Below are 15274 nucleotides of genomic sequence, written 5' to 3' on the forward strand. Positions count from 1 at the left end.
CTGGTCGGGGCCGGTGTATGTGCAGTTCAGAAGCGGCCGCCGCCGCCCATGCGACCGCGGGTTCCGCCGCCGCCGAAGGAGCCGGGGCCACTGCCGCCCCCGCCCCCGAAACCGCCGAAGCCGCCTCCGCCGAAGCCTCCGCCGCCCCGGCCGCCGCGCAGGATCTCGCCGAGGATGATCCCGCCGAGCACGGCGCCGCCCGTGCCGCCGCCGGACCTGCGGCCCGCGTACGGGTCCTGGTACGCGCGTACGTCCTGCTCCGCCAGCTGCTGCGCCTGCCGCGCCAGCGCGTCCGCCTGCTGGGCCTCCGCCAGCGCCCCCGCCGGATCGCCCGCAGCCAGGGACCCCGCCCGCTCCAGGTGCCGGCCCGCCTCCGCCAGCCGGGTGCGGGCCTGGCTGCCCACCGCGCCGCGGCTGGTGGTGATGTAGTCCGTCGCCGCGCCGATCGCGCTGCGCGCCGTGAGCATGGCCTGGTCGAGCAGGGCAGCCGCCCGCTGCCGCCCCGACTCCCTCTCCCGCGCCCCGAAAAGGGCCTCGTCGAGGGCCGCGTCGGCCTCCTCGACCCGGCGCAGGGCGTCGATCGGGTCGTACCGGCCGGCCGCCACCTCCTGCCGTACGTCGGCCAGTACGGCCTCGGCCCGGCCGATCCGCCCGCTCAGGTCCGCCGTCGAGGTGCCCTCGGCGGTGCCGGTGAGCAGCCCGTGGGCGTCCGCGAGGTCGGTGTCCGTCTCGGTCAGCGCGCCCGGCAGCTTCCCGGCGGCCTCCGCCAGTTCCTGCGCGCGCCGCTCGACCGCGTCGACCAGGGTCGCCGCCTGGTCCACCGCGCCCTCGGCGGCCCGTACGTGCACGGCCGCCGTCCCGTTCTCGCCGGCTTCCAGGGCCGCGCGGGCCAGGCCCAGGTTGGTCGTCGCGAACAGCAGCCGGTCCTCGGCCTGTTCGGGGTGGGAGGCGACGGGCGCGGACGCCGAGTCGGCGTACCGCTGCGCCAGCGCCGTCAGCGTCGCTGCGGCGATCGTGGTGCGCCCGGTCAGGTCCCGGAAGTGCTGCTCCACGGTCGCCACGGCCTGCGGGGCGTTCTTCTCCAGGTCCCGCAGCCGGTCGAAGTCCGCGGACTCGGCGTCGAGCCGCCGGTTCGCCTCGGTGCAGCGGGCGACGATCTCGTCCAGCATCCGGCGCCGGGTCGCGTCGTCCTCCGGGTAGGCGTCGTCGAGCTGCTGGCGCAGCCGGAAGGCGTGCGTCAGCTCGTCCTTGGCGTACTCCACGGCCGCGATGAAGGGGCGGGCCGCCTCCTCGCCGAACTGGGCCGAGGCGAAGCCGAGTTCCTCCGTGCTGGTGCGGACCGCGTCGTCGGTCTCCACGAGCAGGGCCTTCGCCGTGGCGTCCAGCTCCGGCAGCGGGAGCCGGTCCGGCGCCCCTTCGGGCCAGCCCGGCCCGGTCGTCGTACCGCGCCCGCCGCCGGTGGCGTCCTTGCGCTTGCGGCGGGTGTACGTATAGGCCGCGAGCGCCCCGGCGGCGCCGACGGCGACCACCGGGAGCACGAAGTCCCCGGCCCCGTTCGCACCGCTCTCCCCGCCCCCGGGATCCGCCGGGCCGGGGGTGATGGTGGGCGCGGGCACGGGCTGACCGCCGAGCACGGCGTTGTAGCCGTTGGCCGCGCCGATGGCGGCGCCCGCCCAGTCGTTCTGCTTCAGGGCGGGCTCGATGGCGATCCGTGCGACGGTGGCCAGCTGCTCCTCCGTGAAACCGGAGTCGACATCGGCCGAATAGGCGTACTGGCGGGCCCCGGTCGCCACGGCCAGCAGAACGTCGTCCTGGCCGAGGCCGTTGCGCTGCGCGGTGGCGTCGGCCCAGCTCTGGGCGGAGCGCCCGGAGAAGTCCCGTACGTAGGCGACGAAGAGCTGGATCTTCCGGTCGGCGTAGAGCTTGTCGAGCGCGGCGGTGACGGCGCCCTGCCGGTCGCCGAGCGCCCCGACCAGGTCGGTGATCTGCCCCTGCCGGGAGAGGGTGACGGGATCCTCGGCCCGCACGGCCGGCGCCTGGGCGATCCCCCAGCCCCCGGCCGCGAGCAGCCCGGCGGCGACCGCGAGCGCGGCCCGTACGGACGTCCTGCGGCGCGGCCTGCTTCTCGGCGGAATCACAATTGGGAGGGTATGGGTGGTTTCGCGGCCTCGCATTCGGAGTCACCCCGGGACGCACGCCGGGGACGGGGATCCGGCGGGGTGCATCCGGAACGGAGATCCGGCGGGGTGCCGGCTCGCGGGCGGGCCCGGGTCCCGGCATCCGCCGGGCCCCGGGCCCCTTTGGCCCGACGGGTCCGCCTACCGGGAATCCGCCCGGCGGCCGATCTTGTTCCCCAGCCACACCAGCGGGTCGTACTTGCGGTCCACCGCCCGCTCCTTCAGCGGGATCAGCGCGTTGTCGGTGATCTTGATGCCCTCCGGGCAGACCTCCGTACAGCACTTGGTGATGTTGCAGTAGCCCAGCCCGTGCTCCTCCTGCGCCGCGCGCTTGCGGTCCAGGCCCGCCTCCTGAGCCGCGTCCAGCGGATGCATGTCCAGCTCCGCCACCCGCATCAGGAAACGGGGACCGGCGAAGACCCCCTTGTTCTCCTCGTGGTCACGCACCACGTGGCAGGTGTCCTGGCACAGGAAGCACTCGATGCACTTGCGGAACTCCTGCGAGCGCTCCACGTCGACCTGCTGCATCCGGTACGCGCCCGGGGCCACCCCCTCCGGAGGCACGAAGGCCGGGACCTCCCGCGCCTTCGCATAGTTGAAGGACACGTCCGTCACCAGGTCACGGACGATCGGGAAGGCGCGCAACGGGGTGACCGTGATCGTCTCGGACCGCTCGAAGGTCGACATGCGCGTCATGCACATCAGCCGTGGCCGGCCGTTGACCTCCGCACTGCACGAGCCGCACTTGCCCGCCTTGCAGTTCCAGCGCACCGCCAGGTCCGACGCCTGGGTGGCCTGGAGCCGGTGGACGATGTCCAGGACCACCTCCCCGTCGTGCACCTCGACCGTGAAGTCCCGCAGTTCCCCGCCCTCCGCGTCGCCCCGCCAGATCCGGAAGCTCGCGTCGTACGTACTCATTCGTAGAGCTCCTCTTCGGCGAGGTACTTGACCAGCTCTTCCTTCTCGAAGAGCGCGAGCAGGTCGGGACGGATGGGCTCGGTGCGGGTGCGGACCAGGGCGATCCGGTCGGCCGCCGGGTCCGCCGGGGGCGGGTCGACCGGCCGGCACAGCAGGTTCACCGGGCGCCAGGTCCGCTCCATCGACGGGCAGTCCTCGCGGGTGTGCCCGCCCCGGCTCTCGGTGCGCTCCAGGGCCGCGCGGGCCACGCACTCGCTGACCAGCAGCATGTTCCGCAGGTCCAGGGCGAGGTGCCAGCCGGGGTTGAACTGCCGGTGCCCCTCGACACCGGCCCGGGAGGCCCGTACGCGCAGGGCCGCGAGCTTCGCCAGGGCCTCGGCCATCTCGCCCTCGCGCCGGATGATGCCGACGAGGTCGTTCATGGTCGTCTGGAGTTCCTGGTGGAGCGTGTACGGGTTCTCCGCGCCCTCGGTGGCGTGGAACGGGGCCAGCGCCTCCGTCGCCGCCGCGTCGATCTCCGACTGGGCCACCGCCGGGCGCCCCGCGGAGACGGCGTACTGCGCCGCGTGCAGTCCGGCCCGCCGCCCGAAGACCAGCAGGTCGGACAGGGAATTGCCGCCGAGCCGGTTCGAGCCGTGCATGCCGCCCGCGACCTCGCCCGCCGCAAACAGCCCCGGCACGCCCACGGTGGCGGCGGACTCCGAGTCGACCGCGATCCCGCCCATCACGTAGTGGCAGGTCGGACCCACCTCCATCGGCTCCGCCGTGATGTCCACGTCCGCCAGCTCCTTGAACTGGTGGTACATCGACGGGAGCCGCCGCTTGATCCGCTCGGCCGGCATCCGGGTCGACACGTCGAGGAAGACCCCGCCGTGCGGGGAGCCGCGGCCCGCCTTCACCTCGGAGTTGATGGCCCGGGCCACCTCGTCGCGCGGCAGCAGCTCGGGCGGGCGCCGGTTGTGGTCCGGATCCTCGTACCAGCGGTCGCCCTCCGCCTCCGACTCGGCGTACTTCTCCTTGAAGACGTCGGGGACGTAGTCGAACATGAACCGCTTGCCCTCGGAATTGCGCAGGACCCCGCCGTCGCCGCGCACGGACTCGGTGACGAGGATGCCCTTCACCGACGGCGGCCAGACCATGCCCGTCGGGTGGAACTGCACGAACTCCATGTTGAGCAGGGGCGCGCCCGCGAGCAGGGCCAGCGCGTGGCCGTCGCCCGTGTACTCCCAGGAGTTGGACGTCGTCTTGAAGGACTTGCCGATCCCGCCCGTGGCCAGCACCACGGCCGGGGCCTCCAGGACGAAGAAGCGGCCGGACTCGCGTTCGTAGCAGAAGGTCCCCGAGACCCTCTGCCCGTCCTTGAGGACCCGGGTGACCGTGCACTCCTGGAAGACCTTGAGCCGGGCCTCGTAGTCCCCGGACTCCTCGAAGTCCTGCTGCTGCAGCTGGACGATCTTCTGCTGGAGCGTGCGGATCAGCTCCAGGCCGGTCCGGTCGCCGACGTGGGCGAGGCGCGGGTACTCGTGCCCGCCGAAGTTGCGCTGGGAGATCCTCCCGTCGGGCGTCCGGTCGAACAGCGCGCCCCAGGTCTCCAGCTCCCAGACCCGGTCCGGGGCCTCCTTCGCGTGGAGCTCCGCCATCCGCCACTGATTGAGGAACTTGCCCCCGCGCATGGTGTCGCGGAAGTGCACCTGCCAGTTGTCGCCCTCGTTGACATTGCCCATGGAGGCGGCGATCCCGCCCTCCGCCATCACCGTATGGGCCTTGCCGAAGAGGGACTTGCAGATCACGGCCGTCCGGGCGCCGCTCTCGCGGGCCTCGATCGCGGCGCGCAGCCCGGCACCGCCCGCACCGACCACGACCACGTCCCACTGCTGCCGTTCCACTTGGGCCATCTCAGAAGATCCTCGGGTCGGTGAAGGCGCCGCTCGCCAGCAGGTACACGTAGAAGTCGCACAGGGCCACGCTGATCAGGGAGGCCCACGCCAGTTGCATGTGGCGGGTGTTGAGCCTGCTGACCCAGCCCCAGAGCCGGTAGCGCACCGGGTGCTTGGAGAAGTGCTTGAGCCGGCCGCCCATGATGTGGCGGCAGGAGTGGCAGGACAGGGTGTAGGCCCAGATCAGCGTGATGTTGACCAGGAACAGCAGGGTCCCCAGGCCCATGTGGCCCCACGCGTACTGCTCGTCGCGGAAGGTCAGCACGGTGTCCCAGGTGAGGATGCCAGCGACCGGGACCGCCGCGTAGAAGAAGTACCGGTGCACGTTCTGGACGATCAGCGGGAAGCGGGTCTCGCCGGTGTACTTCGCGTGCGGTTCGGCGACGGCGCAGGCGGGCGGGGACGCCCAGAAGCCCCGGTAGTAGGCCTTGCGGTAGTAGTAGCAGGTCAGCCGGAAGCCGAGCGGGAAGATCAGGATCAGCAGGGCGGGGGAGAGTCCCCACCAGCTGCCGAAGATCTCCCAGTTGGGCCCGCCCTTCATCGGCACGCAGTTCTCCGCGAGACACGGGGAGTAGAAGGGGGAGACGTACGGGGCCGCGTAGTAGTCGGCGTTCGCGAAGGCCCGCCAGGTCGAGTAGACGATGAAGGCGAGCAGCCCGGCCGCGGTGCCGGCGGGGGCGAGCCACCACCGGTCGGTCCGCAGGTGCCGGGCCGCGATCGCGGCCCGTGAGGCGTCGTGGACGCCGCCGGGCCGCTGCTGGGGTCGTTCCGTGCCTGTGGCCAAAGAGGACTCCGGGAGGAGTGATGAGGGGTGCCCCGGGCGGCCCGGCCGCGAACGGCCGGACCGGAGGGGGCGCGGGTGGATGCGCGTCCGGGACGGGCGGGCTCAGGGGGCGCGGCGGTCGCGGGCGCCCAGGCCCTCGTCGTCGGAGTCCGTCCACAGCGAGCTGTCGTACGGGGTGTCCGGGACCGTCACCATCCGGGACGGGTCCGGACCGGTCGCCGCCGTCGACGGCTTCTGCCGTGCGGCCTGCTGCTCCAGCCGCTCGACCTTGCGCGTCAGCTCGTCCAGGTTGCGCCGTACGGCACTCAGATCGTCTTGCAGGGACATGATTTGCCCTCACTTCCGCCAGGGTGCGGTGGCAACGCTCATGTGCGCCTGCGAGTGTCGCGCTTCCCGTCCCCCGTTGTGAAGGGACGTGCAGCTATTGCAGGCGCGCAGGCGCGAATCGTGCGCCCCTCCCTGCCCCCATTCTCATCCCTCTCCCGGGCGAACGCCTGCTGCCGCGCAAGCGGGATTGGTCCGCACGGGTGGGGTTCGCGGCGTGGCGAGAGGCGGCTGCGAGGGGTGCGGCGGAGCGTCTATTTGAGTGGGTTCCGGCAACCGGTGTGATCAGCTCCATATACCGCCGAACGTGATCATGCTTCCCCCACGCCCCGCCCCGGAGGTACCACCCATGTCCCAGAGAAGGCGCAGGTCATTGGCGCTCCTGACCTCGGGAGTCCTCGCACTGCCGCTGCTCACGGGCTGCGGCGCGGGTGATGACGAGGGCGGTCCGGCCGCCGCAGGGCAGGACATCGCCACGACCACCCGCGACAGGATCGCGGACGGGGGTGTGCTGCGCTGGGCCGTGGACACGCTCCCGGACACCCTCAACACCTTCCAGGCAGACGCGGACGCCACCACCGGCCGGATCGCCGGCGCGGTGCTGCCGCAGCTGTTCGTGATGGACGCCAAGGGGCGGCCGGTGGTCAACCCCGACTACCTCGAGAAGGCCGAGGTGATCGAGCGGGAGCCCAAGCAGGTCGTCCAGTACAAGCTGAACCAGCAGGCGGTGTGGAGCGACGGACGCGAGATCGGCGCCGCCGACTTCGTGGCGCAGTGGCGGGCCCTGAACGGCAAGGACTCGGCGTACTGGACGGCGCGCAACGCCGGCTACGACCGGATCGAGAAGATCGAGAAGGGCAAGACCGACCTGGAGGTCAGGGTCACCTTCAACAAGCCGTACGCCGACTGGCGCTCCCTGTTCACCCCGCTCTACCCCAAGCAGGTGACCGGTACCCCGGACGCCTTCAACGAGGGCGCCCGCGGAGCGCTGAAGGTCACCGCCGGGCCCTTCGCGCTCGGTGCGATCGACAAGAAGAGCGGCACCGCCGCCCTGACCCGCAACGCGCGCTGGTGGGGCCGCCCGGCCAAGCTGGACACGCTGATCCTGACGGCGGTGCCGCGGGCCGAGCGCCCCGCGGCGCTGGCCGCCGGGAAGCTCGACCTGGCGGAGATCGACCGTGCCGGGGCGGACCGGATCGCCCTGGCCCGCCGGGACGCCGCCGGCAGGAACGGCCCGGGCGCGGCAGGTGCTGCGGGCCCCGCGGGCGAGGCGGTCGCGGGCGGCGCACCGGCTCACGGACCGGGGGCGGCGCTGACGCCGGCGCAGGCCACGCTGTCGTGGGCGATCGCCTTCGGCACGGACGAGGAGAAGGCCGCGGCGGAGACGGAGAGCCGCCAGAAGCACGCGGCCTCGGTCAAGCAGTACGCGGCCGAGCAGGCGGCACTGAAGGCCTTCACCGTACGGAAGTCCCTGGAGCCGGCCTACACGCAGCTCGCGATGAACGGGGCCTCCGGCCCGCTGGCGGACGAGCGGGTGCGCCGGGCGCTGGCCCGGGCCCTGGACCGCCAGGCACTGGCCGAGGTCGTCCTGAAGCCGCTCGGCCTGCCCGCCAAGCCGGTCGGCAGTCACCTGGCGCTGGCGGGGCAGCGGGCGTACGCCGACAACAGCGACGCCCTCGGCGGCCGGGACACCCAGGCGGCCCAGGCCCTGCTCGCGGACGCGGGCTGGCGCCGCGGCGGCAAGATCACCGAGCCGGCGGGGGCCAAGGCCGGTCCGGAGAGCGCGCCGCAGGACGACGCGAAGACCCCCTCGGGCCCGGGCACCGGGAACGACGGGCTCTACATCGTGGGCCAGGACGACGGGACCAACGGCGACGCCCGGTCGGCGACCGAGGCGGGCCCGAAGAGCGCCGCCGCTCCGGCGGGAGCCCAGGACGGGCCGTCGCCCGTCCTCGCCCCGGCCCCCTTCGGGGCCCAGCTCAAGGCGTCCCTGCTCGCCCAGGCGGCCCACGCGGCCCGGCCGGACAGCGCCGACGACGCCAAGGGCGCCCCGGCCCGTGACGGCGACGCGGCCGACCCCGCCGAGGCCTCCCCGGCCCCGGCCCCGGCCAAGCAGCCCGCCCGTACCTCCGGCAACCTGCTCGCCAAGGACGGCAAGGCGCTCACCCTGCGCTTCGTCCTCCCGGCGGGCCCCGGCTCCGAGTCCCTGCGCACGGTGGGTGAGCGGATCTCCGGGATGCTGCGCAAGCTCGGGGTGAACACCGAAACGGTCAAGGTGGCGGACGACAGCTTCTTCAAGGACCACGTCGCCTCGGGCCAGTACGACCTGGCCCTGTACTCCTGGCCCGCGACGGCCTACCCGGCCACCGACGCCCGGCCCATCTTCGCCAAGCCGGAGCCGGCCGCGGACGGCTCGCTCCTCGTCGAACAGAACTACACCCGGGTCGGCACCGACCACATCGACCAGCTCTTCGACCAGGCGGTCGGCGAGCTGGACGAGGAGCAGGCCCGTGAGCTGATGCGCAAGGCGGACGCCCGGATCTGGGCCGCCGCCGGTTCCATCCCGCTCTACCAGCGGCCCGAGCTGGTGGCGGTCAAGCCGGGCCTGGCCAACGCGGGCGCCTTCGGTCTCGGTGCCCCTCGCTACCAGGACATCGGCTGGAAGAAGGCTCCGGCCGCGAAGGACAAGAAGAAGTAGCGGGGGAGAAGAAGTGATGACAAAGCGGTGCCTGTCAGGTTGACCGCCGGGTCGCAAGCTCAGATGTGACTCAAGTCCCTTGCCCGCCGGATCCCCCGGCGGGCAAGGTCGTGCATACCCGTTGACCCGCGTGAATACCGGCAGGAACGGCGGCCGAGCCACCCCACGAAGCGCTCGGCCGCACTCATTCATCCGGCCTCTTGACAGACCCCCGGCAGGCGGTTCCCGCCACGAGACGTACCATGGGGTAAGGCCGTGGCAGGTTTTCGCCCGGCCGAGGCGCGCGTGCCGGACCGTACGCGACGCCATCCACGATCCCGGGAGAAGCGCCGAAGTGCCCACGCGCCACGACATCCGTAACGTCGCCATCGTCGCCCACGTCGACCATGGCAAGACGACCATCGTCGATGCCATGCTCAAGCAGGCCGGTGCCTTCGCCGCCCACCAGCACCTCGACGACCGCATGATGGACTCGAACGACCTGGAGCGTGAGAAGGGCATCACGATCCTCGCCAAGAACACGGCGGTGAAGTATCACCCCAAGGACGGCGGGGCCCCGATCACGATCAACATCATCGACACCCCCGGCCACGCCGACTTCGGTGGTGAGGTCGAGCGCGGTCTGTCGATGGTGGACGCCGTCGTTCTGCTGGTGGACGCCTCCGAGGGTCCGCTGCCCCAGACCCGCTTCGTCCTGCGCAAGGCCCTGCAGGCGAAGATGCCGGTCATCCTCTGCATCAACAAGACCGACCGCCCGGACTCCCGGATCGACGCCGTCGTCAACGAGACGTACGACCTCTTCCTGGACCTGGACGCGGACGAGGACCAGATCGAATTCCCGATCGTCTACGCCTGCGGCCGTGACGGCGTGGCGTCGCTGACCAAGCCCGAGGACGGCACCGTCCCCGCGGACAGCGACAGCCTGGAGCCGTTCTTCTCCACCATCCTGGAGCACGTCCCCGCCCCGGTGTACGACGAGGAGGCCCCCCTCCAGGCCCACGTCACCAACCTGGACGCCGACAACTTCCTCGGCCGCATCGCGCTGCTCCGCGTCGAGCAGGGCGAGCTGCGCAAGGGCCAGACCGTCACGTGGATCAAGCGTGACGGCACCCAGTCGAACGTCCGCATCACTGAGCTGATGATGACCGAGGCGCTCACCCGCAAGCCGGCCGAGGTGGCGGGCCCGGGTGACATCTGCGCGGTCGCCGGTATCCCCGACATCATGATCGGTGAGACCCTGGCCGACCCGGAGAACCCGATCGCGCTTCCGCTGATCTCGGTCGACGAGCCGGCGATCTCCATGACCATCGGTACGAACACCTCCCCGATGGTCGGCCGCGGCGGCAGCGGCAAGGGCGCGGACGCCAAGTCCGCGGTCAAGGACCGCAAGGTCACCGCCCGCCAGGTCAAGGACCGTCTGGACCGCGAGCTGATCGGTAACGTCTCGCTCCGCGTGCTCGACACCGAGCGCCCGGACGCCTGGGAGGTCCAGGGCCGTGGTGAGCTCGCGCTCGCCATCCTGGTCGAGCAGATGCGCCGCGAGGGCTTCGAGCTGACCATCGGCAAGCCGCAGGTGGTCACGCAGGAGATCGACGGCAAGGTGCACGAGCCGGTCGAGCGCATGACGATCGACGTCCCCGAGGAGCACATGGGCGCGGTCACGCAGCTCATGGGCGTCCGCAAGGGCCGCATGGACAACATGTCGAACCACGGCTCCGGCTGGGTCCGCATGGAGTTCGTCGTCCCGTCGCGCGGTCTCATCGGCTTCCGTACGGAGTTCCTCACGGGCACGCGCGGCACCGGTATCGCCCACTCGATCCACGAGGGCCACGAGCCGTGGTTCGGTCAGCTGGTGACCCGTAACAACGGTTCGCTGGTCGCCGACCGCGCCGGCTCCGTGACGCCGTTCGCGATGATCAACCTGCAGGAGCGCGGTGTCCTGTTCACCGAGCCCGGCACCGAGGTGTACGAGGGCATGATCGTCGGCGAGAACTCGCGCTCCGACGACATGGACGTGAACATCACCAAGGAGAAGAAGCTCACCAACATGCGTGCGGCTTCGGCGGACAACACGGAGAACGTGGTGCCCCCGCGCAAGCTCTCCCTGGAGCAGTCCCTGGAGTTCTGCCGCGACGACGAGTGCGTCGAGGTGACCCCGGAGGCGGTCCGCATCCGCAAGGTCGTCCTGGACCAGAAGGACCGTTCGCGCACCGCGTCGCGCGCCAAGTCCGGCAAGTAGTAACGGTCGTAAGGCCGTTCGCCCGGATTTGCTCGGGCGGCGGCCACGGCGGCCGAGGCCGCCCGTAGGGCCTTGGTATTGCAGCAGCCCCTCCCTTCACGGAGTCCGTGAAGGGAGGGGCTGTTCGCTTTTGTCAAGCGGATTTTTGCGTTCAGGTGTCCGCATACCGACCGTGACACTCCGGAAGATGAGCTAACCGTCCGTTTCGCACGTGTCTGTCTCCTATCCGTTTGTCCGGATTTCGGGTTTCTGCCGCGGATCGATGTTGTGAAAACGAGACCACTTAAGTGTGGTTTACGGCCTGGCAGTCCCTGAGGATGGCTCCATTGAGCTCGGGTCAATGGGTCACGCGCTGTGGGGAGCGCGCCGACTCACGAGCACACTATGGGCAGGAAATTGCTCGCCGTCAGGGGTGTCGGCGAGCTTTCTTTGCCCCTCAAGTCGATCAGTGGACTCATGAGGAGGAAACCCATGCGCGGTGCCAAGAGCGCCAAGTGGGTCGTGGGCGCGGTTGTCGTCGCCCTGGCCGCTACTGCCTGTGGCAGTGGTGACAGCAAGGACAAGGGCAGCGCCACCAACGGTGGCGTGTTCCGGATGGGCAACACCGAGCCGGACACCATCGACCCGGGGCGTGCCCACGAGTCCACGGGCGTCCTGCTGGCCAACGCCCTGTTCACCGGCCTGTACGGCAACACGCCGGACGGTATGGCCGAGCCGATGCTCGCCGAGTCGGCGACGTCGGACGAGGGTTGCACCTCCTGGACCTTCAAGCTCAAGGCCGACACCAAGTTCTCCAACGGCGAGGTCGTCGACGCCGAGTCGTTCGCCCGTGGTTGGGCCCGTGCCGCGCACAAGGCCGCCGCGTCCGACGTGGCGTACCACTTCGCCGGCATCAAGGGTTACGCCGAGCTGCAGGACGGCTCCGCCAAGACCTTCGCCGGTGTCACCACCCCGGACCCGTCCACCATCAAGGTGGACCTGTCCAAGGCGGACTGTGAGTTCGTCCTGAAGACGGCGCACAACGCCTACAGCCCGGTCCCGAAGGTCGCCAAGGTCGGCGAAGAGGACAAGGCGTTCGGCGAGGCCCCCATCGGCAACGGTCCGTTCAAGATGGACGGCGCCTGGGAGCACAACAAGGCGATCAACCTCGTCCGCAACGACGACTACGCGCTGACCAAGGCCTCCCTCGAGAAGGTCCAGGTCACGCTCCTCAACGACAAGACCGCGCACCAGCTCGAGTACGACGGCTTCCAGGCCGGCACCTTCGACTACGCGCACATCCCGACGCCGATGCTGAAGACGGCCGAGGCGAAGTTCAAGCCGCAGAACAAGTGGTTCGCCAAGGACACGAACGGCATGAACTTCGTTCTGCCGATCGGTGACAACGGTCCGACGAACAACAAGGACGCGCGTCTGGCGATCTCCTACGCGATCGACCGTCAGGCCATCGCCAAGGGTGTCTTCCAGGGCTACCAGACCCCGTCGACGACCATCGTGCCGCCGGCGTTCCCGAAGGCGTACCAGAAGGACCTGTGCGTCTCCTGCGTCAAGCAGGACGTCGCCAAGGCCAAGGAGCACGCCGAGAAGGGCGGCCTGAAGCCGGGTACCGAGATCAAGTTCAGCTTCAACACCGGTGCCGGCCACGAAGAGTGGGTCCAGGCCATCGCGAAGCAGGTCGAGGAGGTTCTCGGCGTCAAGGTCAAGCTGGACGGCAAGGACTTCCCGGGCATGCTCAAGGAGCAGCAGAGCGGTGCCGCCACCGGCATCTACCGCTTCGCCTGGGGCGCGGACTACCCGACCCCGGAGAACTTCCTGTTCCCGCTGCTGCACTCGTCTTCCATGGCGAAGGACGCTGAGGGCAACGTGACCGGTGACAACCGTGTCCGTTACAACAACCCGGAGTTCGACAAGCTGATCGACACGGCCCGTGGCACCAAGGACGAGGCCGCTCGCACCGCCCTGTACAAGCAGGCCGAGAAGATGGCCATGGAGGACATGGCCCTCATCCCGACCTTCAACCGTTCCCAGTTCCGCCTGATGGCGACCGACAAGTTCAACGGTCTGGACGACATCAACTTCAACGAGGACCCGATCCTCGAGAAGATCTCGCTCAAGAAGTAATCGGTTCGGACGGTATATCCGTCAGGAGCGAATGTGCCGCGGCCCCCGGGTGACCGGTGGGCCGCGGCCCCGCTCGGCAGGCCGTTTTTACTTCGGCACCCCTCACATCCGCGGGCAATCCCCGCAGGCCGAGAGCCGGCCCGTTCCTTGGGCCGGAGGCCGCTGCTCCCAGAAGCGGCCAGGTAGAGAGGCACAAACATGGGAAGGTACGTCGCCCGTCGCCTCGGGCAGATGGTCATAGTCCTCATCGGCGCGACCATGGTTCTGTTCGCTTGTCTGTTCGTTCTCCCCGGTGATCCCGTGGGCTCGATCGCGGGCAGCGACAAGGCCCGTGACCCAGCGGTGGTCGCGGAGCTCAAGGCGCGGTACGGGCTCGACAAGTCGCTGCCCGAGCAGTATGTGAACTACGTGGCCAAGGTCGCGACCGGAGACCTCGGCGAGGACTTCATCCAGCGCCGCGAGGTCTCCGAAATCCTCGCCCCCAAGCTGCAGAACACCGCGAAGCTGGCCCTGCTGGCCATCTGCCTCGTGACCGTGTTCGGTATGGGAGTCGGCATCATCGCCGCCCTGTACAGATACAGCATCTTGGACATGGCCACGACATTCTTTACGACCATGGCCGTCGGATTCCCGACGTTCGTGATCGGCATGCTGCTCATGAAGTATTTCGCCGTGGAACTCCAGTGGTTCCCACAGCTCGGCGGCGACAAGCTCGAAGGCATGGTCCTTCCCGCGGTCACCCTCGCCATCACCGACATCGCGTTCGTCGCCCGCCTCACCCGCGGCACGATGCTCGAGGTGCTGCGCGCGGACTACGTGAAGACGGCCGTGGCCAAGGGACTTCCGCAGCGTCGCGTGCTCTTCAAGCACGTGCTGCGCAACTCTTCCATCCCCGTGGTCACCTACCTGGGCATCTCGTTCGGTGGACTCCTCGGTGGTGCGCTCATCACTGAGGCGATCTTCAACTGGGACGGTGTCGGTCTGGCACTGGTTCAGGCGATTCAGCAGCAGAACAACCCGATCGTGATCGGGGTCGTGACGTACAGCGTCGCCATCTTCGTCGTCCTCAGCCTCATCGTGGACCTGCTGTACGCGGCCCTCGACCCGCGTATCCGCCTCAGCTGACCGCCCCCAAGGAGGATTTCCTCATGTCTGAGCTCGCAACGAGCCCGGCGATCGGGGACGAGAACCCCGTGTCGTCCGCTTCGGCCAAGGCCGAACCCGCACCCAAGCAACTGAGCCAGTGGGGCGAGATCCGCCACCGCTACGTCCAGAACAAGCTGGCCGTCGTCGGTCTGGTGATCATCACCCTGCTGTTCCTGACGGCCGCGTTCGGCGACATGCTCGCCCCGTTCGACCCCGGCGCGCAGGACCTCGAGAACACCCTCGCCTCGCCCAACGGCACCCACTGGATGGGTACCGACGCCCTGGGCCGCGACATGTTCTCGCGCCTCATAGCCGGCACCCGCGTCGCCATGTTCGTCGGCCTCGCCTCGATCTTCTTCGCGGTGCTGATCGGTGTCGCCCTCGGCGCCATCGCCGGTTACTTCGCCGGCTTCGCCGACACCCTGGTCATGCGCATCGCGGACGTCTTCCTCGCGTTCCCGCTGATGATCGGTGCCATCGTCATCATCCTGGTCACCGGCCGCGGCATCACCCCGGTGATCATCTCGCTCGCGATCTTCTCGTGGGCCACCGTGTCCAGGCTCCTGCGCAGCTCGATCCTGTCGGTGCGCGAGATGGACTACGTCCACGCCGCCAAGGCCCTCGGCGCGAGCGGCTGGCGGATCGTGCGCACGCACATCCTGCCCAACTCGCTGACCGCGGTCCTGGTCTACGCGACGTTCAACGTCGGCACCACGATCGTCGGCGTCGCGGCGCTCTCCTTCCTGGGCGCCGGTGTTCCCGTCGACGTCCCGGAGTGGGGCAACATGCTGGCGGCCGGTCAGGCGTTCATCGGCGTCAATGACTACCTCTGGGTGTTCCCCAGCCTGTTCGTCGTCGTCACCGTGCTCGGCTTCGCCTTCGTCGGCGACGGCCTGCGTGACGCGCTCGACCCGAAGCTCCGGTAGGGCC

Annotated in this window: 10 protein-coding genes; 5 read left to right on the top strand and 5 right to left on the bottom strand. The window is 70.0% G+C overall.

Annotation, left to right across the window (positions count from 1 at the left end; genetic code table 11):
- Nucleotides 1-26: 26 nt before the first annotated feature.
- The 5 genes from OG444_RS24950 to OG444_RS24970 all read right to left on the bottom strand — a co-directional run bounded on the left by OG444_RS24950 (nt 27) and on the right by OG444_RS24970 (nt 6143).
- Entirely contained in the window at nt 27-2138 is a 2112-nt protein-coding gene (locus OG444_RS24950) for a TPM domain-containing protein (RefSeq protein ID WP_442810609.1), read from the bottom strand.
- Nucleotides 2139-2318: 180 nt separating this feature from the next.
- Nucleotides 2319-3095 (bottom strand): succinate dehydrogenase/fumarate reductase iron-sulfur subunit, encoded by a 777-nt coding sequence (locus OG444_RS24955; RefSeq protein WP_327264268.1) that lies wholly within the window; start codon nt 3093-3095, stop codon nt 2319-2321.
- Complete coding sequence (locus OG444_RS24960; RefSeq protein WP_327264269.1) at nt 3092-4990, bottom strand: fumarate reductase/succinate dehydrogenase flavoprotein subunit; 1899 nt, start codon at nt 4988-4990, stop codon at nt 3092-3094. The genes OG444_RS24955 and OG444_RS24960 overlap by 4 nt, the downstream gene beginning before the upstream one ends.
- A gap of 1 nt (nt 4991) precedes the next feature.
- Complete coding sequence (locus OG444_RS24965; protein WP_327264270.1) at nt 4992-5816, bottom strand: hypothetical protein; 825 nt, start codon at nt 5814-5816, stop codon at nt 4992-4994.
- 102 nt (nt 5817-5918) lie between these two features.
- Nucleotides 5919-6143 (bottom strand): hypothetical protein, encoded by a 225-nt coding sequence (locus tag OG444_RS24970; protein ID WP_327264271.1) that lies wholly within the window; start codon nt 6141-6143, stop codon nt 5919-5921.
- A 346-nt stretch (nt 6144-6489) separates the two neighbouring features.
- Here OG444_RS24970 and OG444_RS24975 point away from each other — a divergent pair, with 346 nt between their 5' ends.
- The 5 genes from OG444_RS24975 to OG444_RS24995 all read left to right on the top strand — a co-directional run bounded on the left by OG444_RS24975 (nt 6490) and on the right by OG444_RS24995 (nt 15270).
- Nucleotides 6490-8838, top strand: a complete 2349-nt coding sequence (locus OG444_RS24975) for an ABC transporter family substrate-binding protein (protein ID WP_327264272.1) — start codon at nt 6490-6492, stop codon at nt 8836-8838.
- A gap of 334 nt (nt 8839-9172) precedes the next feature.
- The gene (typA, locus tag OG444_RS24980; protein WP_327264273.1) at nt 9173-11077 is read left to right on the top strand and encodes a translational GTPase TypA; all 1905 of its coding nucleotides are present in this window, start codon (nt 9173-9175) and stop codon (nt 11075-11077) included.
- Between the two features lie 471 nt (nt 11078-11548).
- Nucleotides 11549-13198, top strand: a complete 1650-nt coding sequence (locus tag OG444_RS24985; protein WP_327264274.1) for a peptide ABC transporter substrate-binding protein — start codon at nt 11549-11551, stop codon at nt 13196-13198.
- Nucleotides 13199-13429: 231 nt separating this feature from the next.
- Nucleotides 13430-14323, top strand: coding sequence for an ABC transporter permease (locus OG444_RS24990; protein WP_383204900.1), 894 nt, complete (start codon nt 13430-13432; stop codon nt 14321-14323).
- 23 nt (nt 14324-14346) lie between these two features.
- Nucleotides 14347-15270, top strand: a complete 924-nt coding sequence (locus OG444_RS24995; protein WP_327264276.1) for an ABC transporter permease — start codon at nt 14347-14349, stop codon at nt 15268-15270.
- Nucleotides 15271-15274: the final 4 nt, after the last annotated feature.

This window comes from Streptomyces sp. NBC_01232 (assembly GCF_035989885.1).
Classification (GTDB): Bacteria; Actinomycetota; Actinomycetes; order Streptomycetales; family Streptomycetaceae; genus Streptomyces.